Source organism: Citrobacter sp. RHBSTW-01013, from assembly GCF_013781985.1.
GTDB lineage: Bacteria > Pseudomonadota > Gammaproteobacteria > Enterobacterales > Enterobacteriaceae > Citrobacter > Citrobacter braakii.
The window spans coordinates 2,622,546-2,642,462 of record NZ_CP056185.1 but is presented as its reverse complement, the minus strand read 5'-3'; the positions used below and the strand labels follow the sequence as shown (position 1 = coordinate 2,642,462).

The window sequence follows — 19,917 nt, the reverse complement described above, 5'->3', positions numbered from 1 at the left end:
ATGTTAACGCGTGAACAAATGGCGATGCGTGTCGCCCGCGAGCTGCGAGACGGTTATTACGTCAACCTCGGGATTGGTATTCCTACTCTGGTGGCGAACTACATTCCTGAAGGCATGGACGTAATGCTGCAATCGGAAAACGGCTTGCTGGGTATGGGCCCGTTTCCCACGGAAGACGAAATTGATGCTGACATGATCAACGCCGGGAAACAGACCGTGACGGCGCGCAAAGGCGCGGCAATCTTCGACTCGGCGCAATCCTTCGCCATGATCCGCGGCGGTCACGTCGACCTGACGGTGCTCGGCGCGTTTGAAGTGGATGTTAACGGCAATATCGCCTCATGGATGATCCCCGGAAAAATGGTGAAAGGCATGGGCGGCGCGATGGATTTGGTTGCCGGAGCCGACAACATCATCGTGGTGATGACGCATGCCTCTAAAAGCGGCGAGTCGAAACTGCTTCCCGCCTGCACCCTGCCGCTGACCGGCGTGGCCTGTATTAAACGCGTGCTTACCGATCTGGCGCTGCTGGAGATTGCCGATGGGGCGTTCATTCTGCGCGAGCGAGCGCCGGGCATCAGCGTCGATGAGATAGTCGCCAGAACCGCCGGCAAGCTGATCGTTCCCGAAAATGTCCCCGAAATGCACTTTAGCTGAGGAGCTGACCATGCAGGATGTTGTTATTGTCGCGGCGACGCGCACCCCAATTGGCAGTTTTCATGGCGCGCTGGCGCCGCTTTCCGCGGTTGAACTAGGTTCAGTGGTGATCCGTTCGCTGCTGGAAAAAACCGCCGTGGCACCTGAGCAAATTGATGAAGTGATCTTCGGCCAGGTTCTGACGGCTGGCTGCGGCCAGAACCCTGCCAGGCAAACGGCGTTACGCGCAGGACTGCCGGTCACCACGCCCGCGTTAACCCTGAATCTGGTGTGCGGCTCGGGCATGAAGGCGGTGCATCAGGCGGTCCAGGCGATTCGCTGCGGCGATGCGCAAATTGTAATTGCCGGTGGGCAGGAGAGCATGAGCAATGCGCCCTATTTCCTCGACGGCGCCCGGGCGGGACTGCGGCTCGGTCATGCCAGCATGAAAGACAGCGTGGTGCATGACGGTCTGTGGGATGCGTTTAACGACTATCACATGGGGATTACCGCGGAAAATCTGGCGGATAAGTTCGTGATCGGTCGCGAGCAGCAGGACGCCTTTGCCCTGCGCTCACAGCAAAAAGCGGCCGCCGCCATTGAAGCCGGTCGTTTTAGCGCGGAAATCACGCCAGTCAGCGTCCCGCAGGGCAAAAAACCGCCGCATGTCGTGGATCGTGACGAACAGCCTCGTCCGGATACGCAGGCTGAAAAGCTGGCGCAGCTCAAACCAGCGTTTCGCCCAGGTAACGGCACGGTGACCGCCGGGAATGCCTCTTCAATCAACGATGGCGCCGCCGCGGTGATGTTGATGAGCGCCGCCAAAGCAGCAGAACTCAATCTGCCGGTTCTTGCCAGAGTGGCGGGCTACGCTGTCTCCGGCGTCGACCCTGCGATTATGGGTATTGGGCCGGTAGAGGCATCACTTCAGTGCCTGAAGCGAGCTGGCTGGACGTTAAATGATGTCGATCTCATTGAAGCCAACGAAGCCTTTGCCGCGCAAGCGCTGGCGGTTGGCGAATCCCTGAACTGGGACAGCAATCGGGTGAACGTAAACGGCGGCGCGATTGCGCTGGGCCATCCCATTGGCGCGTCAGGTTGCCGAATTCTGGTGACTTTGCTGCACGAAATGGCCCGCCGTAACGCCGCCAAAGGGCTGGCTACGCTGTGCGTAGGCGGCGGTCAGGGGGTGGCGCTGGCGGTTGAGCGCCCGCAGGAGGTATCTCATGAAAACTAAGCATATCTGCGTACTGGGCGCGGGTTTAATGGGTGTCGGTATTGCCACCCACTTCGTCCGTTATGGTCACGATGTCTGGCTGTACGACACCGATAGCAACCGTATTGCAGACATTGGCGCAGTTGCCAGCGGAATTCTGGATGAACTGATTGCCACCGAACAGTTTCCTAAAAACGACAAAGCACAGGCTGTGAGTCGTCTGCATGGCACTACCTCACTGCAAGATATCGCCGCGTGCGGATTATTGATCGAAGCCATCCCGGAGCGACTCGAACTCAAGCACGCGTTGTATGCACAACTGGAAGCACTGATCGCGCCTGAGGCCGTCATTGCCAGTAACACCAGCGGCCTGCCGCCGGATGCGCTGGCAGAGAAGCTCGCCCATCCTGAGCGGTTGTTAATCGCCCATTTCTGGCACCCGCCGCATTTTATTCCGCTGGTTGAGATTGTACCCGGCACGGCCACGAAGCCGGAATATCTGCAGGAGCTGCAACAACTGCTGCTTTCGATGCAGCTGGAAGCCGTCGTGCTCGACCGCGCCGCGCCGGGGTTTGTCGGTAATCGCCTGCAGTTCGCTCTGCTGCGTGAAGCGTTGCATATCGTAAAAAGCGGGATCGCCAGCGCAGAGGTGGTGGATCAGGTAATGCGCGCCTCGCTCGGTCGTCGCTATGCAATGGTCGGTCCGCTGGAGGCGGCGGATATGACCGGACTTTCTACGGTACAGGACATTTGTCGGCATCTGCTACCGGAGCTGGCAACCGGGAGCGACATGATGTCTCTGGTCGCTGACAAGGTGGCTAACGGTGATACCGGTTTGCGCAGCGGTCAGGGATTTTATCGCTGGGATGATTCGCGCAAGGAATATATCCAGCAACGCAGAGAGCATCAGCTGCGCTTTGCCCTGAAACCGTAACTTCTCTTTCTGTACCCCACTATAACAATGATATTGAGGAGTCATGATGAGTGTATTAATCGCCCTGGCAGCGTTGGGCCTGCTGATGCTGGCAGCCTATCGCGGATATAGCGTCATCCTGTTTGCCCCCATCGCGGCATTAGGTGCTGTATTGCTCACCGAACCCAGCGCCGTCGGCCCTGCCTTCACCGGCCTGTTTATGGAAAAAATGGTCGGTTTTGTGAAGCTTTACTTCCCGGTGTTCTTACTGGGCGCTGTGTTTGGCAAGTTAATCGAGTTATCGGGTTTTTCTCGCTCCATCGTTGCCGCCGCCATCAACATTCTCGGGCGTCGTCACGCCATCCCTGTGATTGTGCTGGTGTGTGCACTGTTGACCTACGGCGGCGTATCGCTGTTCGTGGTGGCATTTGCGGTGTATCCGTTTGCGGCGGAGCTGTTCCGTCAGAGTAATATTCCGAAGCGCCTGATCCCGGCCACCGTTGCGCTGGGCGCGTTTTCCTTCACCATGGACGCTCTGCCAGGAACGCCGCAGATCCAGAACATTATTCCGACCAGCTTCTTTGGAACTAACGCCTGGGCCGCGCCCTGGCTGGGTTTGATCGGTTCTCTGTTTATCATCGTTGTCGGTCTGGTTTATCTCGAGCGCCAGCGTCGTAAAGCGCAGGCAAAGAATGAAGGGTATGGCACTGAACTGTTAAACGAGCCGGAAACGCCGGATAACATTAACCTGCCGAACCCGATAATTGCTATCTCTCCGCTGATCCTGGTTGGCGTTTTTAACCTACTATTTACCCACTGGATCCCGCAATGGTATGGCGCTACGCATCAACTGGAACTTCCGGGCCTTGCCAAACCGATTACCACCGAAGTCGGTAAAATCACCGCTATCTGGGCGGTAGAAGCGGCGCTGATTTCTGGGATCCTGCTGGTGGTGCTCTTCGGCTATCGCAACATTAAAGGTCGCCTGGCGGAAGGGAGCCGAACGGCGGTTGGCGGCGCGATCCTCGCAGCCATGAACACCGCATCAGAATACGGTTTTGGCGCAGTGATCGCCGCCCTGCCAGGTTTCCTCGTGCTGTCAAAAGCGCTGGCGGCCATTCCCGACCCGCTGCTCAATGAAGCTATCAGCATCACCACGCTTGCCGGGATCACCGGCTCGGCGTCTGGCGGGATGAGTATTGCCCTCGCCGCCATGTCTGACACTTTTATTGCCGCCGCCCATGCCGCCAATATTCCCCTCGAGGTCTTCCACCGCGTGGCGTCAATGGCCAGTGGTGGTATGGATACCCTGCCGCATAACGGTGCGGTCATTACCCTGCTGGCCATAACCGGTCTTAGCCATCGTCAGGCGTACGGCGGGATATTCGCCATTACCGTAATTAAAAGTCTGGCCGTGCTGTTTGTTATCGGCGTCTTCTACACCACCGGAATTGTTTAAGGAGAATCATCATGAACTTAACGGGAAAAACCGCTCTGATTACCGGCTCTACCAGCGGTATTGGATTAGGCATCGCACAGGTGCTGGCGCAAGCGGGCGCTACCCTGATCCTTAACGGATTTGGTGATGTGGAAGCCGCCAAAGATGCCATTGCGCAGTATGGCAAAACGCCGGGCTATCATGGCGCGGACCTGAGCGATGAAGCGCAAATTGCCGACATGATGCGCTATGCCGATAGCGAATTTGGCGGGGTGGATATTCTGGTCAACAATGCCGGGATCCAGCATGTTTCACCGGTGGAGACCTTCCCGGTTGATAAATGGAACGCGATTATCGCCATTAACCTCTCTTCTGTTTTTCACACCACGCGCCTGGCGCTTCCCGGCATGCGTACGCGTAACTGGGGACGCATCATCAATATCGCTTCAGTTCATGGCCTGGTGGCCTCAAAAGAGAAATCCGCCTATGTGGCGGCGAAGCACGGCGTGGTGGGATTAACCAAAACCATTGCGCTGGAGACCGCGCAGACGGGTATTACCTGCAATGCGCTGTGCCCCGGCTGGGTGCTTACGCCGTTGGTCCAGCAGCAAATCGATAAACGTATTGCCGAAGGCGCTGAGCCTGACGCCGCGCGTGACGCCCTGCTGGCGGAAAAACAGCCGTCGCGCGAATTCGTCACGCCGCAACAGTTGGGTGAGCTTGCGCTATTTTTGTGCTCAGACGGGGCGTCGCAGGTGCGTGGCGTGGCATGGAATATAGATGGCGGCTGGGTGGCGCAATAAAGACATCTGGTGCCGGATAAGACCCCGTCGCATCCGGCACACCTTCTTTACGATTTTAACTGATAATCCAGCGTGATTTCCGCGTTCAGTACCTGTGATACCGGGCAACCGGCTTTTGCTTTCTGGATGATGCCGTCAAACGTGGCGGCATCTATCCCCGGGACGCTCACCTGACTGTGTAGCGCGACTTTGGTGATAGCAAATCCGGCATCCACTTTATCCAGAGAAACATCGGCAGTGGTATCAATGGCATCTGGGGTAAAACCCGCTTCGCCCAGCATGAGCGAAAGCGCCATTGAGAAGCAGGCTGCATGCGCCGCGCCAATCAACTCTTCAGGATTGGTGCCTTTCGCCCCTTCAAATCGGGTGTTAAACCCATACGGTTGCTGATTCAACACCCCACTTTCGGTCGATACGGTACCTTTACCGCGCTTAATGTCGCCTTCCCAGTGTGCCTGACCTTTCTTATGGATAGTCATTACCGTTCTCCTGTGTTGTCGTTGGAGTTACAAGTATAGGACGGCTGAGAAAAAGCATGGCACATACGGGATAGTTCTCATTTGCCGCTTAAGCATTGACCTTTCAACTGAAATGACCGACCATCCAGAAAGCCGCTATTTTTAACATCGGCTTTCTATCAGGTTGTATTTCGTCCGTTCTCATACGGACTCGCCCTTGAAACCAGTAACAGGATTAAGGAGTTAGAATGAAATCGAACCGTCAGGCCCGTCATATTCTCGGACTGGACCACAAAATCTCAAATCAACGCAAAGTCGTGACCGAAGGTGACAAAACCAACGTGGTCAATAATCCTACCGGAAGAAAGCGCCGCGCTGACGGCAAATAGCCTTTCGCACGTCTGACTGAATAACGAGATAAACACCATTGCAACCGCAGTGGTGTTTTTGCTTATAAAACCCCTTAACCCATTCACAATGCTTTATACTTCGGCCGTTTCCCTGGCGGACAGGCCACATACGATCATAAAGAGTGCCAGGGACGGTTATTCAAAAAAGAGTGAGTGACATGGAAAACGAAACTAAAAAACTGCGTTCCCTTTACATCCCCTACGCTGGCCCGGTTCTGCTGGAATTCCCTTTACTGAATAAAGGGAGTGCTTTCAGTGCCGAAGAACGCCGTAACTTCAACCTGCTGGGGTTACTGCCGGAAGTGGTCGAGACGATTGAAGAACAGGCTGAACGCGCCTGGATCCAATATCAGGGATTCAAAACCGAAATCGATAAACATATTTACCTGCGCAACATCCAGGACACCAACGAAACCCTGTTTTACCGGCTGGTGCATAATCACCTTGATGAGATGATGCCAGTTATCTATACCCCAACGGTCGGCGCGGCCTGTGAGCGTTTCTCCGAGATTTATCGTCGCGCGCGCGGCGTGTTTATCTCTTATCAGAACCGCCACAATATGGACGATATCCTGCAAAACGTTCCTAACCACAATATCAAGGTCATCGTTGTCACCGATGGGGAACGTATTTTGGGTCTTGGCGATCAGGGGATCGGCGGGATGGGTATTCCAATCGGTAAACTGTCGCTGTATACCGCGTGTGGTGGGATCAGCCCGGCCTACACCCTGCCGGTGGTACTGGACGTCGGAACCAACAACCAGCAACTGCTCAACGATCCGCTGTATATGGGCTGGCGTAATCCGCGTATCACCGATGATGAATACTACGAATTTGTCGATGAATTCATCCAGGCCGTGAAGCATCGCTGGCCGGACGTGCTGTTGCAGTTTGAAGACTTCGCACAGAAAAACGCCATGCCGCTGTTGACCCGCTATCGCGATGAAATTTGCTCGTTTAACGACGATATTCAGGGTACCGCTGCGGTGACCGTTGGCACGCTGATTGCGGCCAGCCGTGCTGCCGGTAGCCAGTTAAGCGAACAGAACATTGTCTTCCTCGGGGCAGGTTCCGCCGGTTGCGGAATTGCCGAGCAGATCATCGCGCAAATCCAGCGTGAAGGTTTAAGCGAAGAAGCGGCGCGTCAACGCGTGTTTATGGTCGATCGCTTCGGCCTGTTAACCGATAAGATGCCGAACCTGCTCTCTTTCCAGACCAAACTGGTGCAAAAACGCGAAAATCTGCAGCACTGGGATACGCAAGAAGATGTGCTGTCGTTACTCGATGTGGTACGCAACGTTAAGCCGGACATACTGATTGGTGTTTCCGGACAGACGGGCCTGTTTACCGAAGAGATCATTCGCGAAATGCATAAGCATTGCCCGCGTCCGATCGTCATGCCGCTGTCTAACCCGACTTCCCGCGTAGAAGCCACGCCACAGGATATTATCGCCTGGACCGAGGGTAACGCGCTGGTTGCGACCGGTAGCCCGTTCGCACCGGTACTGTGGAAAGAGAAAATCTATCCCATTGCCCAATGTAACAACGCCTATATCTTCCCGGGTATTGGTCTGGGGGTAATTGCTTCTGGTGCATCGCGTATCACCGATGAAATGCTGATGTCAGCCAGTGAAACGCTGGCGCAGTATTCACCGCTGGTGCTCAACGGCGAAGGACTGGTGTTACCTGAGCTGAAAGATATTCAGACCGTTTCCCGCGCCATCGCGTTTGCCGTCGGTAAAATGGCCCAGCAGCAAGGCGTGGCGGTGAAAACCTCCGCCGAAGCATTGCAACAGGCGATTGACGATAATTTCTGGCAGGCAGAATACCGCGACTACCGTCGTACCTCTATCTGACGGTTTGCCCGGCGGCACTCTGCTGCCGGGCGCTCAGAACTTGCGCGACTGCGTGACTTACGATTACACTTTCGCTACCGATTAACATTCTGAAAAACAAAAGGAGGATACTTATGCTGTACTGTGAACGTTTTATCGTTTCACATGCTTTTGGCGATCGCCAGTGCTCAAGCGTTATCGGTATCGTGCTGCGATAACTTCTGCTTGAGCGAAGCTAACTTCTAAATCCTCTTCTCTCGGGCTTACCGGGTTATCGTCAGCGATGTTTGACGAGGCGTTTTTACGCCTGTAACTCTTGAGTAAGCAACAATGAGCACATTACTAACCGCACAATCCTTACACGTTGATACGGCATTCGGCACGCTATTCGACGATCTTTCCTTTACCCTGAAAAAAGGCGACCGCGTCGGGCTTATCGGCTACAACGGCTGCGGCAAAAGCACGCTGTTAAAACTGCTCGATGGCACAATTTCGCCGACCAGTGGGATTATCGCGCAGGCAAATCACTGCCATCTCGCCCGTGTAGAACAACATCTCCCAGACGAAATACTGCCGCTCACGCTGCAGGAAGCCGTTCTGGCTCAACTGCCCGAGCATGAACGCGCAGGTCAGCAGTGGCGAGTTGAAGCACTGCTCGCCGAAATGGGGTTCACGCCGGAGAATTTATCTCTGACAGCACACACGCTGAGCGGCGGCCAACACACGCGTCTGTTATTGGCGCGGGCGCTGATGCGAAACCCTGACCTGCTGCTGCTGGATGAGCCGGGTAACTACCTGGATCTGCCAACCTTACTGTGGCTGGAACAGTTCTTACAAAACTGGTCTGGCAGTTTTGTGGTGGTTTCCCACGACCCGCAGCTGTTAGACGCGGTGACTCACGGAACCTGGATCCTGCGCGATCGAACTCTCCATGCCTTCGATCTGCCCTGTAGCGCGGCGCGTCAGGCTCTGGCAGAAAGAGACATCAGCGATGCTCTGCGCCATAAGGCTGAGCAAAAGGAGATAGACCGGGTGACCGCCAGCGCCAAACGGCTGGCTACCTGGGGGCGGGTCTACGACAACGAAGATCTTTCCCGCAAGGCCAAGCAGATGGAAAAACAGGTACAGCGCCTGAAAGAGGTACAGACTGAAGTGACGTCAGGAAGTCAGTGGACACTAACATTGCAGGGAGATGCCCTGCGTGCGGATCGTTTGCTGGAGATGACTAATCTGTCCGTGGCCCCTGCTCCCGACGCCGATACACTGTTTTCCATTGCCGGTCTCCGGTTAAAAAGCGGCGATCGCGTGGCGATTGTCGGGCGCAACGGTTGCGGGAAATCATCGTTGTTAAGGCTTATCTGGCAACAGTTTCACTCACAACTGGCATCACCTTCACTGGTGTTACACCCGCGCGTTACGTTGGGGTATTACGACCAGACGCTGCACCAACTCGCAGATAACGATTCGTTATTTGACGCGCTGGAGCCGTTTGCTCCGCAGCCTGATATCCGCAAAATGGCGCTGATTAGCGCGGGTTTTCCGTGGGTTCGTCACGCGCAGCGGATCAGTTCCCTAAGCGGCGGTGAGCGCTCCCGGCTGCTGTTTGTGGGGCTAACGCTTGCGCGCTACAGCCTGCTGATGCTCGATGAACCGACCAACCATCTGGATCTGGAAGGTAAAGAGGCGTTGGCAGAAACGCTGCAAAGCTATAACGGCGGCGTGTTGTTGGTCAGTCACGACCGTCAGCTTATTAGCCAAAGCTGTAACCGGTTTTGGTTGATCGACAAGGGCGAACTCAGTGAATGGCACGATCTGGACGCGGTCAATGCGCGTATTCGGGAAACATCCTCGGAGATAACCGTTCCAAAAACGGTGGTCGATGCGAGAGCCGAAATAAGCGGTGACAGCGATGGATTGCTGGAACAACTTCTTGAGCTGGAGCAGCGTCTGGCTGACGATCTTGCCCGCAAGCCGAAACATCAAAAGCCGTTGTTACAGGCGCAATGGCGTGAGGAGATTGAGCGCCTGAACTCACAACTGGAGTAAACCGTATTGCCGGATGGCAGCCTACATCAGCAAAATGCGCGTGTAGGCCCGTCATCCGGCTTATCTTTTGTTATTGCGGTTTTTTCTCTTTCCAGGCATCCCAGGCCTGCTTGATCTCTTGCTTTGCCGTAGCGGCGTCATTGAAACCGTTTAATTCGACCTTCTTGCGCCCTTCCGGCAGATCTTTGTATACGCGGAAGAAAGATTCCAGACGTTGAACTTCAATCTTGGGCAGGTCGCTTAACTCTTTGATGTTGTCATAAGTGGGGTCAATTTTGCTGGCCGGAACGGCGACAATTTTATCGTCCTTTTCACCGCCGTCGATCATCTTCAGTACGCCTATAGCCCGCAGCTTAATCAACGTTCCCGGGGCCAGCGGCGCGCGGGTATAAAAGATAACATCCAGCGGATCGCCGTCACCGGCTAAAGACTGGGTTAGTGAACCGTAGTTGGCGGGATAGGCAACCGGCATTGACTGGAAGCGATCGGCCACGATAAAACCGGTTTTGGCGTCGGTTTCATATTTAATCATTCCTCCTGCCGGGATTTCGGTTACGGCATAAAACTCTTCCGGGTTATTTTCCGGCTGAGGAAATTCGAGGATGTTCTGCGCCTGAGCGGACGCACAAAGAAACACGCTGACTGCGAGTAATTTTTTCACCAGATGCATTGTCTTTTAACTCTTCTATTATTGGAAAGACAATACCTTACGTTCAGCAGATGACAAAAACATGACGTTTTTTGGGCAAAAAAATGGCGCTACTGGTGTAGCGCCATTACGATCAGGGCACGTCAGGAGTTAGTTAACCCCTTCCTCGCTCTCTTTTTTCGCTTCTTGCCGTTCAACTTCGCGATACCAGCGTGGGTGATGTTTCTTCGCCCAGCGACGGCTCACTTTCCCTTCGACCATGCCTTTAATCGATCCTTTCACCCAGAATGCCATATACATGTGGATGAGGATGGCGTGCATCAGGATAATCCCCGCAGCCGCATGGATAAGCAGGCTATAGCGCACGACCTGCATCGGGAAGAACTGCGCAAAGTACGGACGCCAGATAATGATGCCGGTGATCAGCAGCACGAAAATCATGCTCATGATCGACCAGAACATCATTTTCTGTCCGGCATTGTACTTACCCACGTCCGCCACTTTGTGTTCATTGCCTTTCAGCACTTCCACAATGTTTTTCAGCCACGGGATATCTTTTTTATCCGGGATGTTGTGGTGAACAAAGCGTACAAACATGAACATCAGCGCCACGAAGATCAGCAGTCCGAAGAACGGGTGCAAAATGCGCCCCATCTGCGGCGTACCGAAGGTCTGCGTCAGCCATTGCAGAGTCGGGAAGAAAAACGAAATCCCCGACAACGCCACCAGGAAGAAGCAGATCACCACCGTCCAGTGACAGGCGCGGTCGATAAACTTCGTGCGCACAATCATTTTCGACTTACTCATGATGATCCTCCTCGTCGTCGTCCACTTCCTTATTCGGACCGATACCAATGTAGTGGTAAATCAGTCCGGCGAAGGTGGCGATAAATCCGGCAGCGGCCAGCGGTTTCAGCGCCCCTTTCCACAGATTGATAGAGGTATCGATCTGCGGTTCTTTCGGCAGGCCGTGATACAGCTCCGGCTGGTTGGCATGATGCAGAACGTACATCACGTGCGTGCCACCCACACCTTCCGGGTTGTAGACACCGGCATGTTCATAACCACGTGCTTTCAGTTTTGCCACACGCTGTTCGCCCATTTCCAGCATTTCCTGCTTGGTACCGAAATGGATTGCCCCGGTCGGACAGGTCTTCACGCAGGCAGGTTCCTGCCCGACGCTGACGCGGTCCACACAAAGCGTACATTTATACACGCGGTTATCCTCTTTATTGAGGCGCGGAATATTAAATGGACACCCGGCAATACAGTAGCCGCAGCCAATGCAGTGCTCTGACTGAAAATCAACAATCCCGTTGGCGTACTGGATGATAGCCCCGGCAGACGGGCATGCCTTCAGACAGCCCGGATCTTCACAGTGCATACAGCCGTCTTTACGAATCAACCACTCGAGCTTGCCGTTCTGTTCGGTTTCGGTAAACCGCATCACCGTCCAGGACTTGGCGCTAAGATCGGCAGGGTTGTCATACACCCCGACGCAGTGGCCGACTTCATCGCGGATATCATTCCACTCTGAGCATGCCACCTGACAGGCCTTACAGCCTATACAGGTGGAAACGTCGATCAGCTTTGCGACCTCAGCTTTGTAATCACGGGCCTGAGGCGGCGGCGTGATGGCGTTTGTTGCGGACCGTTTGATGATGTCCTGCGTTTCCATAGACATATGTTCGCCTCCCTTACGCCTTCTCGATGTTAACTAAAAACGCTTTGTATTCCGGCGTTTGCGAGTTTGCATCACCGACATTCGGCGTCAGGGTGTTGGCGATATAGCCTTTACGCGCGACTCCTTCAAAGCCCCAGTGGATCGGGATCCCAACCGTTTCAACCTGCTGACCGTTGACGTGCAGAGTGCGCAGACGACGGGTAACCACGGCAACTGCGCGAATAAATCCACGCTTGCTGCTGACTTTGACGTGATCGCCGTTGGAGATCCCCTTCGCTGCCGCCAGCGTTTCGCTGATTTCCACAAACTGCTCTGGCTGGGCAATCGCATTCAGCAATGCGTGCTTGGTCCAGGTATGGAAATGTTCGGTCAGACGATAGGTCGTCCCGACGTACGGGAAGTCCTGTTTTGTGCCCATGCGTAACTTATCCGCTTCGTACAGACGCGCTGCCGGGTTGGAGATCACGTTCGGATGCAGCGGGTTCGTACCCAGCGGCGTTTCCATCGGCTCGTAGTGTTCCGGGAACGGACCTTCCGCCATCTTATCGATAGCGAACAGACGACCCAGCCCTTCCGGCTGCATAATAAACGGATTGGTGCCACTGCCCGGTGCTGCGGTGTTGAAGTCCGGGATATCGTTCCCCGTCCACTTCGTGCCGTTCCACTGGATCAGCATGCGTTTTGGATCCCATGGCTTACCTTGCGGGTCCGCCGAAGCGCGGTTATACAACACGCGACGGTTTAACGGCCATGCCCAGGCCCAGCCCAGCGTATTACCAAGACCTGACGGGTCGGCGTTATCGCGATTGGCCATCTGGTTGCCCTGCTCGGTCCAGCTACCGGTATAAATCCAGCAGGACGATGACGTAGATCCATCATCGCGCAGAAGCGCAAAGCTGCTGAGTAACTGGCCTTTCTTCGCAACCAGCACACCGTTGGCATCATAGAGATCTTCCAGCGCATAGCCGTTGTTCTCTTTTGCCACTTCTTCGGAGTGCGGTTCGTCCGGCTGCTTATAGTTCCAGCTCATTTTCAGCACGGGTTCAGCGGCTTTACCGCCTTCAGTGCGATACATGTCGCGCAGACGGTGATAAATACCGGCCAGAATTTCGCCATCGTTGCGGGCTTCACCCGGGGCATCCTGACCTTTCCAGTGCCACTGCAGCCAGCGACCGGAGTTGGCGATGGAGCCGTCCTCTTCCGCAAAGCAGGTGGATGGCAAACGGAAGACTTCGGTCTGAATAGAAGCCGGATCAACGTCGTTTGATTCACCGTGGTTCTGCCAGAACGTAGAGGTTTCGGTCACCAGCGGATCGATAATCACCAGATACTTCAGTTTGCTCAGGCACTGCACCACTTTGTTTTTGTCCGGGAAGGACGCGACCGGGTTAAAGCCCTGACAGATGTAGCCGGTGACTTTCCCGCTATCCATCATGTTGAAGTATTTGATGACGTCGTAGGACTGATCCCACTTCGGCAACCACTCAAAGCCCCAGTTGTTTTCTTTCTGCGCCGCATTGCCGTAGAAAGATTTCATCAGGCTGACGAAGAATTTCGGGTAGTTGCCCCAGTAGTTCACCTGATCGGCCAACGTCGCTTTTGGCGTGTTAGCGGCCAGATAGGTTTGCAGATCGGCCTGTTTCTCTGACGGCAGCGTCAGGTAGCCTGGCAGACTGGTAGAGAGCAGCCCTAAGTCGGTTAAACCCTGAATGTTGGAGTGACCGCGTAAAGCGTTGACCCCGCCACCTGCCATCCCCATGTTGCCGAGCAGCAACTGGATCATCGCCATGGTACGGATGTTCTGCGCCCCTACGGTATGCTGTGTCCAGCCCAGCGCATACAGGAACGTGGTGGTGCGATCCGCTGCGCTGGTGGAAGCCAGCACTTCGCAAACTTTCAGGAAGTCTTCTTTTGGCGTACCGCAGATGTTTTCCACCACATCCGGCGTGTAGCGGGAAACGTGCTGTTTTAGCAGATTCCAGACACAGCGGGGATGGCTTAACGTTTCATCGCGTTTCGCGTAGCCGTTTTCATCGAACTGGTAGTTCCAGGACGATTTATCGTATTGGCGTTTTTTCGCGTCGTAACCGCTGAACAGGCCGTCTTCAAAAGCAAAATCATCCCGCACCAGCAGGCTGGCGTTGGTGTAATGCTTAACGTATTCAGCGTTGATTTTGTTGTTTTCAATCAGATACAGCAAGACGCCGGACAGGAACGTAATGTCCGTGCCGGAACGAATTGGCGCGTAAATATCCGCTACCGAGGCTGTACGTGTAAAACGGGGGTCAACAACAATTAGCGTGGCATCATTGTTGTTTTTAGCTTCCATCGCCCAGCGGAATCCCACCGGATGTGCTTCAGCGGCGTTACCGCCCATCACCATCACGACGTTGGCGTTTTTAATATCAACCCAGTGGTTGGTCATCGCACCGCGACCAAATGTTGGAGCAAGACTTGCTACCGTTGGTCCGTGTCAGACGCGCGCCTGGTTGTCTACTGCCAGCATGCCGAGTGAGCGCACAAATTTTTGCGTCAGCATGCCGGTTTCATTACTTGCCGCAGATGCACACAGCATCCCGGTAGAAAGCCAGCGGTTTACCGTTACGCCCTGCTCATTCTTCTCAATAAAGTTGGCGTCGCGGTCAGTTTTCATCAGCTTCGCGATACGGGTGAAAGCCTCATCCCAGCTGATACGCTGCCATTTGTCGGAGCCTGGAGCGCGATATTCCGGGTAACGCAGACGGTTTTCACTGTGCACGTAATCCAGTAATCCTGCGCCCTTAGGGCATAATGCCCCACGGCTCACCGGATGATCCGGATCCCCTTCAATATGGTAAATCGACTCTTTGGCGTTTTTTGCTCCATCTCCCAGGCTATACATTAATAGCCCGCAACCTACGGAACAGTATGTGCAGGTGTTTCGGATCTCTTTGGCGCGCAACAGCTTATAGTTTCGCGCCTGAGCCAGTGCCATTTTGGGTGCAAAACCCAGAGCGGCTACTGTTGTTCCCGCCATACCGCCCGCGCAGATTTTAAAAAATTGTCTGCGGCTGACGTCCATTGCTTTCCTCTTTTTTGCAGGGATTCGTACAGGAAATCTCTCAAATTGCGCCAGCGCGGCATGATTGAAAGATGACATGTACAACTTCGCGACGAAACTATCAGCTATATCCATATTTTTTTTGCGTCAAATCAATAACGAAACGGTTCCGCTACTAAATAGTGCACTTCGCTTAACCTTTGTACCCATAAGGGAGTAGGCAAAAGGGAATTAATTAGTGCGCTACGGTGTAAAGGTGCTATACATTTCAGCTTAATTTTTGCCAGTACCATGGACAGACAATCAGCATGACAAAACAAAAAGCAACGTTAATTGGGCTTATTGCCATCGTGCTCTGGAGCACGATGGTCGGGCTTATTCGTGGGGTAAGCGAAGGACTGGGGCCGGCAGGCGGCGCGGCGATGATTTTTACATTAAGCGGCCTGTTGCTGATATTTACCGTCGGATTCCCAAATATCAGAAAAATTCCTGTGCGATATTTAATCGCCGGTAGCGTGCTTTTTGTTAGCTATGAAATATGCTTAGCGCTGGCCCTGGGCTATGCTGCTACTCGTCACCAGGCTATTGAAGTGGGTATGGTCAATTATCTCTGGCCAAGTCTGACAATATTATTCGCCATCTTATTTAATGGCCAAAAAACAACCTGGTTGGTGATTCCCGGATTAATCATCGCATTGACCGGGGTTTGTTGGGTGTTGGGGGGCGAAAACGGCCTCAATCCTGGAGAAATTATCAGTAATGTTGCCAGCAGTCCGCTTAGCTATTTCCTCGCCTTTCTCGGCGCTTTTATCTGGGCAACGTATTGCACGGTGACTAATAAATATGCAAAAGGTTTTAACGGCATCACCGTGTTCGTTTTACTAACGGCGGCAAGTTTGTGGGTTTACTATTTTATTACGCCTCAACCGGAAATGGTTTTCAGCACTTCGGTGACGATTAAAATGTTCACTGCAGCATTAACGTTAGGATTTGCCTATGCGGCGTGGAATATTGGTATTTTGCATGGCAACGTGACCGTTATGGCCGTCGGGTCTTATTTTACTCCAGTGCTCTCCTCTGCGCTGGCGGCGGTGTTGCTCAGCGCCCCGCTGTCACTATCCTTCTGGCAAGGAGCGCTGATGGTCTGCGCGGGGTCTCTGCTTTGCTGGCTGGCAACGCGGCGTGCCTGAAAAAAAGTCGGGTTTTATCACAAACAAATAAAATCCGGCTATACTTTAGACAATTTAATGAATAATAATTGTTCATTCCACTGCGGTTTATGTTTATATTTTTTTGATTAAATGTTAAATATATGGAAATTAATTAACGCCCGAAAGTATTACTCGGTTATCTGTATCTCTTCACATGTATATATTACACCTGCGAAACTAACGCCATTTAAATCATAGCCTGCACAATAGTTCCCCATGTAAATATACCCATTCCGATCTGTCACATATTAAGATTAATACAATCAGCTATATTATGTAGATCTGGATCACACAACTTCAAATATTTCGCAATATTATGAAACTTATTATTGAACTTATACCACTGCGTCATTTAAAAATGGTTTGCCATTGACGAACCCCTTCGTTTAGCAATGGTTTAGGAAACACACCAAGAAATAATTATAAGGATTATTTAGAATGAAACTTAAATTAGTTGCAGTGGCAGTGACTAGCCTGTTGGCGGCAGGTGCGGTAAACGCAGCTGAGGTATATAACAAAGACGCAAACAAACTGGACCTGTACGGTAAAGTTCACGCTCAACACTACTTCTCTAACGATACCAGCAGCGATGGCGACAAAACTTACGCGCGTCTGGGCTTCAAAGGCGAAACTCAGATCAACGACCAACTGGTTGGTTTTGGTCAGTGGGAATATGAATTCAAAGGCAACCGTTCTGAAGATCAGGGTTCCGACAAAGATAAAACCCGTCTGGCATTCGCTGGCCTGAAATTCGCTGAATACGGTTCTTTCGACTACGGTCGTAACTACGGCGTAGCTTACGACATCGGCGCATGGACCGACGTTCTGCCAGAGTTCGGTGGCGATACCTGGACCCAGACTGACGTCTTCATGACTGGTCGTACTACTGGCGTTGCAACCTACCGTAACACCGACTTCTTCGGTCTGGTCGAAGGTCTGAACTTTGCCCTGCAGTACCAGGGTAAAAACGATCGTAGCGCCGACAAAGAAGCTAACGGCGACGGCTTCGGTCTGTCAACTACCTATGAGTACGATGGCTTCGGCGTAGGTGCAGCCTATGCGAAATCTGACCGTACTGACTCCCAGAACAACCACAGCGGTCAGTTCAAAGCTGACGGTAAGAACGCTGAAGTTTGGGCTGCTGGCCTGAAATACGATGCGAACAACATCTACCTGGCAACGACCTACTCTGAAACCCGTAACATGACTACCTTTGGTGGTACTGTTAAAGGTACTGAGATCATCGGTATTGCAAATAAAGCACAGAACTTTGAAGCTGTTGCTCAGTACCAGTTCGACTTCGGTCTGCGTCCGTCCGTTGCTTACCTGAAGTCTAAAGGTAAAGACATCAACGGTTACGGCGACCAGGATCTGGTTGAATACGTAGATCTGGGCGCGACCTACTACTTCAACAAAAACATGTCCACCTTCGTTGATTACAAAATCAACCTGCTGGATGCCAACAACTTCACAAGAGCTGCCGGTGTAAGCACTGACAACATCGTTGCTGTTGGTCTGAACTACCAGTTCTAATTTTGTTGTAGTCTGAATAAAAAGCCAGTCCTTCCAGGGCTGGCTTTTTCTCTTAATGTAGACTCGGTCATAAGGAGTATGCCGTGCAGACATTCACTGGTCGTTGTCTTTGCGGGCAGAGTCATTTTACCGTCGACGTCGAAATGCTGGATGTCTATGCCTGTCATTGTACGCTGTGCCAGAAGTGGTCAGGTGGCATCGCTATGTATCTGGAAGCCAGCGCTCAGCCGCTGATGTCGCCAGATTCAGCAGAACCTTCGCACTTCCCTTCTTCAAATCGTGGTGAACGTTTCTTCTGTTCCGGATGCGGGTGCCCGCTGTGGTTTACCCTAACGGGCAGCGATCGTTATTTTGTGCCGTGGACGCTGCTGGAACTGAATGAGGTGGATCGCCGCCGCCTGGTTTTAGCGGCAGAGATCTATACGGAAACACAGCCTGCGTTCTGGAGGCTGACGGGGCAATACGCTCGACTGAGTGGGAAAGAAGTCGAAGAGATGGATTACCCCTGTCATTTAGCCCATTAGTTATTGACGCTGTACCTTTGCAAGACTGAACCACATTCCTACCGCTAATACGATAAGCATGCTGCCAGCGCTGCTTAAGGCTACGCTGTGCGACCAGGTAAAGGCTTCTTTAGCAGCCGACAGCAACGCCTCACTCAGCGACGACGGGAGCGAGTGCGCCAGTTGCACCGCCTCCCCCATTGACGATGAGGCTCGTTCTATCTCCTGTGGGTTAAGTCCGACAGGCGGCAGAATCGAGGCTGAAAAGCTGCGGCTCAACAACAAACCAAAGATAGCGATCCCAAGCCCGGCCCCCAGTTCATAAGCCATTGTCTCAATGGCGCCCGCGGCAGCGGCTTTTTCTGCCGGGGCTGCCGCCATGATAGCCGCCGTCGAGGCCAGCAGCGCACTGGCGGCGCTGAAACCGAGCAAAGCCATTAATATCCAGGCTTGAATCTGCTGAGTACTGAAATCTGTCATCGCCAGGCCGTAAAAACTGACGGCGCTAAGCGCCATACCCGCCGTTGCCACACAACGTAATCCCAGGCGTGACACCAGCATACCGGCAATGGGGCCGCTGAAGCCGCTTGCCAGCATCACCGGCAGCATAAACAGTCCCGCCTGATACGGTGTTAAACCATGAACAAACTGTAGCTCCTGAGCCATCAGTAACTCGAAACCCACCAGAGTTATCATCGCGGTCATCGCCATCACAACGCCGCTTAAGATGATGCGATGCGTGAACAGCCGCATATCTATCATCGGGCGGGAAGCGGCAAGCTGGATGCGGACAAACTGCCACAACAGTAACGCGCCGGTTAACAGCGTCAACGCAATGGCAGCGGTCGCCGTATGCCCTTTCAGCGCGGTTTTAGCGCTGTAAACCAACAGCAGAATGGCGACAATCAGCATTATCGCATGACCGAAATTTAACGACTGATCGCGACGTCCAGTCTGGCGCGGCACTAAGCGTGCGGTTAAGGCCATTACCACCAGGACAATCGGCACATTAATTAAGAACACGGATCCCCAGTAGAAGTGCTCCAGCAGCATTCCACCAACCAGTGGGCCAAATGCCGCACCGCCGGAACCCACGGCCGCCCAGACACCGAGCGCCATATTGCGATGCCGTTGCTCAGCGAATGTGGCGCGAATACCCGCAAGCGTTGCCGGAACAATCATCGCCGCCCCAATAGCCAATACAGCCCGAGTGGCAATCAGCCAACCCGCGCTGTGGGCAAAGGCAGCGGCCAGCGATGCGAGACCAAATAATCCGCCCCCTAACAGCAGCAGACGTTTAAAGCCAATACGATCGCCCAGCGCGCCCATTGGCAATACCATTCCGGCCATTACCAGAGAATAAATATCAATGATCCACAGCAGCTCGTTACCACTGGCACCCAGCGTCATACTCAGCGTGGGCGCGGCAACGTGCAGCACCGTTGCATCAATCGCAACAGGGATGTAGACCAGTACAATAATGACTAACGTTAACCACTGACGAAACATAAAACTCCCTAACGAAACTGAAACTGGACACGT

At 53.4% G+C, this 19,917-nt stretch carries 17 protein-coding genes; 11 read left to right on the top strand and 6 right to left on the bottom strand.

Translation table 11 applies throughout. From position 1 onward, the window contains the following. Genes HV350_RS12775 through HV350_RS12755 form a run of 5 tightly spaced genes read left to right on the top strand, consistent with a single transcriptional unit; the run spans position 1 to position 5,006 of the window. Entirely contained in the window at positions 1 to 657 is a 657-nt protein-coding gene (locus HV350_RS12775; protein WP_016153097.1) for a CoA transferase subunit B, read from the top strand. A 10-nt stretch (positions 658 to 667) separates the two neighbouring features. Continuing rightward, positions 668 to 1,873, top strand: coding sequence for an acetyl-CoA C-acetyltransferase (locus HV350_RS12770; protein WP_181628620.1), 1,206 nt, complete (start codon positions 668 to 670; stop codon positions 1,871 to 1,873). Next, complete coding sequence (locus HV350_RS12765) at positions 1,863 to 2,786, top strand: 3-hydroxyacyl-CoA dehydrogenase family protein (protein ID WP_169330127.1); 924 nt, start codon at positions 1,863 to 1,865, stop codon at positions 2,784 to 2,786. The genes HV350_RS12770 and HV350_RS12765 overlap by 11 nt, the downstream gene beginning before the upstream one ends. A 43-nt stretch (positions 2,787 to 2,829) precedes the next feature. Then, the gene (locus HV350_RS12760; RefSeq protein ID WP_196615732.1) at positions 2,830 to 4,224 is read left to right on the top strand and encodes a GntP family permease; all 1,395 of its coding nucleotides are present in this window, start codon (positions 2,830 to 2,832) and stop codon (positions 4,222 to 4,224) included. A gap of 11 nt (positions 4,225 to 4,235) precedes the next feature. Further along, positions 4,236 to 5,006 (top strand): 3-hydroxybutyrate dehydrogenase, encoded by a 771-nt coding sequence (locus HV350_RS12755; RefSeq protein WP_181628619.1) that lies wholly within the window; start codon positions 4,236 to 4,238, stop codon positions 5,004 to 5,006. Between the two features lie 47 nt (positions 5,007 to 5,053). Here HV350_RS12755 and HV350_RS12750 read toward each other — a convergent pair whose 3' ends face one another. Further along, positions 5,054 to 5,485, bottom strand: coding sequence for an OsmC family protein (locus HV350_RS12750; protein WP_019076792.1), 432 nt, complete (start codon positions 5,483 to 5,485; stop codon positions 5,054 to 5,056). Positions 5,486 to 5,712: 227 nt separating this feature from the next. Between HV350_RS12750 and sra the strand changes: the two genes are divergently transcribed. From sra to HV350_RS12735, 3 genes are all read left to right on the top strand, one after another. Continuing rightward, complete coding sequence (sra, locus tag HV350_RS12745) at positions 5,713 to 5,853, top strand: stationary-phase-induced ribosome-associated protein (RefSeq protein WP_006684530.1); 141 nt, start codon at positions 5,713 to 5,715, stop codon at positions 5,851 to 5,853. A gap of 179 nt (positions 5,854 to 6,032) precedes the next feature. Beyond that, positions 6,033 to 7,730: a malate dehydrogenase gene (maeA, locus tag HV350_RS12740; protein WP_016153104.1), complete on the top strand. Its 1,698-nt coding sequence runs from the start codon at positions 6,033 to 6,035 to the stop codon at positions 7,728 to 7,730. Positions 7,731 to 8,039: 309 nt separating this feature from the next. Then, the gene (locus HV350_RS12735; protein ID WP_181628617.1) at positions 8,040 to 9,755 is read left to right on the top strand and encodes an ABC-F family ATP-binding cassette domain-containing protein; all 1,716 of its coding nucleotides are present in this window, start codon (positions 8,040 to 8,042) and stop codon (positions 9,753 to 9,755) included. A 70-nt stretch (positions 9,756 to 9,825) separates the two neighbouring features. On the opposite strand, the gene HV350_RS12730 is transcribed toward HV350_RS12735, so the two are convergent. From HV350_RS12730 to fdnG, 4 genes are all read right to left on the bottom strand, one after another. Then, positions 9,826 to 10,425, bottom strand: coding sequence for an inorganic diphosphatase (locus HV350_RS12730; protein ID WP_046276368.1), 600 nt, complete (start codon positions 10,423 to 10,425; stop codon positions 9,826 to 9,828). Positions 10,426 to 10,554: 129 nt separating this feature from the next. Beyond that, complete coding sequence (gene fdnI, locus HV350_RS12725) at positions 10,555 to 11,211, bottom strand: formate dehydrogenase-N subunit gamma (protein WP_016153106.1); 657 nt, start codon at positions 11,209 to 11,211, stop codon at positions 10,555 to 10,557. Beyond that, positions 11,204 to 12,088: a formate dehydrogenase N subunit beta gene (gene fdnH, locus HV350_RS12720; protein ID WP_016156544.1), complete on the bottom strand. Its 885-nt coding sequence runs from the start codon at positions 12,086 to 12,088 to the stop codon at positions 11,204 to 11,206. Before fdnH ends, fdnI begins: the two co-directional genes overlap by 8 nt. Positions 12,089 to 12,101: 13 nt before the next feature. Beyond that, on the bottom strand, positions 12,102 to 15,149 hold the full coding sequence (gene fdnG / locus HV350_RS12715) for a formate dehydrogenase-N subunit alpha (RefSeq protein ID WP_181628616.1): 3,048 nt from the start codon (positions 15,147 to 15,149) through the stop codon (positions 12,102 to 12,104). Positions 15,150 to 15,436: 287 nt separating this feature from the next. On the opposite strand from fdnG, the gene yddG reads away from it, so the two are divergent. From yddG to HV350_RS12700, 3 genes are all read left to right on the top strand, one after another. Further along, positions 15,437 to 16,318, top strand: a complete 882-nt coding sequence (gene yddG / locus HV350_RS12710) for an aromatic amino acid efflux DMT transporter YddG (protein ID WP_016156546.1) — start codon at positions 15,437 to 15,439, stop codon at positions 16,316 to 16,318. Between the two features lie 459 nt (positions 16,319 to 16,777). Continuing rightward, on the top strand, positions 16,778 to 17,872 hold the full coding sequence (gene ompD / locus HV350_RS12705; protein WP_019076795.1) for a porin OmpD: 1,095 nt from the start codon (positions 16,778 to 16,780) through the stop codon (positions 17,870 to 17,872). Positions 17,873 to 18,015: 143 nt separating this feature from the next. Next, positions 18,016 to 18,396 carry a GFA family protein gene (locus HV350_RS12700; protein ID WP_087121860.1) on the top strand — a complete coding sequence of 127 codons (381 nt, stop codon included), beginning with the start codon at positions 18,016 to 18,018 and terminating at the stop codon, positions 18,394 to 18,396. Here the strand turns inward: HV350_RS12700 and HV350_RS12695 are convergent, their stop codons facing one another. Beyond that, entirely contained in the window at positions 18,397 to 19,884 is a 1,488-nt protein-coding gene (locus HV350_RS12695) for an MFS transporter (RefSeq protein WP_181628614.1), read from the bottom strand. Positions 19,885 to 19,917: the final 33 nt, after the last annotated feature.

Excerpts from the sequence above, each read along its gene's own strand:
- HV350_RS12775 (WP_016153097.1), top strand. The coding sequence starts at position 1 with ATGTTAACGCGTGAACAAATGGCGATGCGTGTCGCCCGCGAGCTGCGA.
- HV350_RS12770 (WP_181628620.1), top strand. The coding sequence starts at position 668 with ATGCAGGATGTTGTTATTGTCGCGGCGACGCGCACCCCAATTGGCAGT.
- HV350_RS12765 (WP_169330127.1), top strand. The coding sequence starts at position 1,863 with ATGAAAACTAAGCATATCTGCGTACTGGGCGCGGGTTTAATGGGTGTC.
- HV350_RS12760 (WP_196615732.1), top strand. The coding sequence starts at position 2,830 with ATGATGAGTGTATTAATCGCCCTGGCAGCGTTGGGCCTGCTGATGCTG.
- HV350_RS12755 (WP_181628619.1), top strand. The coding sequence starts at position 4,236 with ATGAACTTAACGGGAAAAACCGCTCTGATTACCGGCTCTACCAGCGGT.
- HV350_RS12750 (WP_019076792.1), bottom strand. The coding sequence starts at position 5,485 with ATGACTATCCATAAGAAAGGTCAGGCACACTGGGAAGGCGACATTAAG.
- sra (WP_006684530.1), top strand. The coding sequence starts at position 5,713 with ATGAAATCGAACCGTCAGGCCCGTCATATTCTCGGACTGGACCACAAA.
- maeA (WP_016153104.1), top strand. The coding sequence starts at position 6,033 with ATGGAAAACGAAACTAAAAAACTGCGTTCCCTTTACATCCCCTACGCT.
- HV350_RS12735 (WP_181628617.1), top strand. The coding sequence starts at position 8,040 with ATGAGCACATTACTAACCGCACAATCCTTACACGTTGATACGGCATTC.
- HV350_RS12730 (WP_046276368.1), bottom strand. The coding sequence starts at position 10,425 with ATGCATCTGGTGAAAAAATTACTCGCAGTCAGCGTGTTTCTTTGTGCG.
- fdnI (WP_016153106.1), bottom strand. The coding sequence starts at position 11,211 with ATGAGTAAGTCGAAAATGATTGTGCGCACGAAGTTTATCGACCGCGCC.
- fdnH (WP_016156544.1), bottom strand. The coding sequence starts at position 12,088 with ATGTCTATGGAAACGCAGGACATCATCAAACGGTCCGCAACAAACGCC.
- yddG (WP_016156546.1), top strand. The coding sequence starts at position 15,437 with ATGACAAAACAAAAAGCAACGTTAATTGGGCTTATTGCCATCGTGCTC.
- ompD (WP_019076795.1), top strand. The coding sequence starts at position 16,778 with ATGAAACTTAAATTAGTTGCAGTGGCAGTGACTAGCCTGTTGGCGGCA.
- HV350_RS12700 (WP_087121860.1), top strand. The coding sequence starts at position 18,016 with ATGCTGGATGTCTATGCCTGTCATTGTACGCTGTGCCAGAAGTGGTCA.
- HV350_RS12695 (WP_181628614.1), bottom strand. The coding sequence starts at position 19,884 with ATGTTTCGTCAGTGGTTAACGTTAGTCATTATTGTACTGGTCTACATC.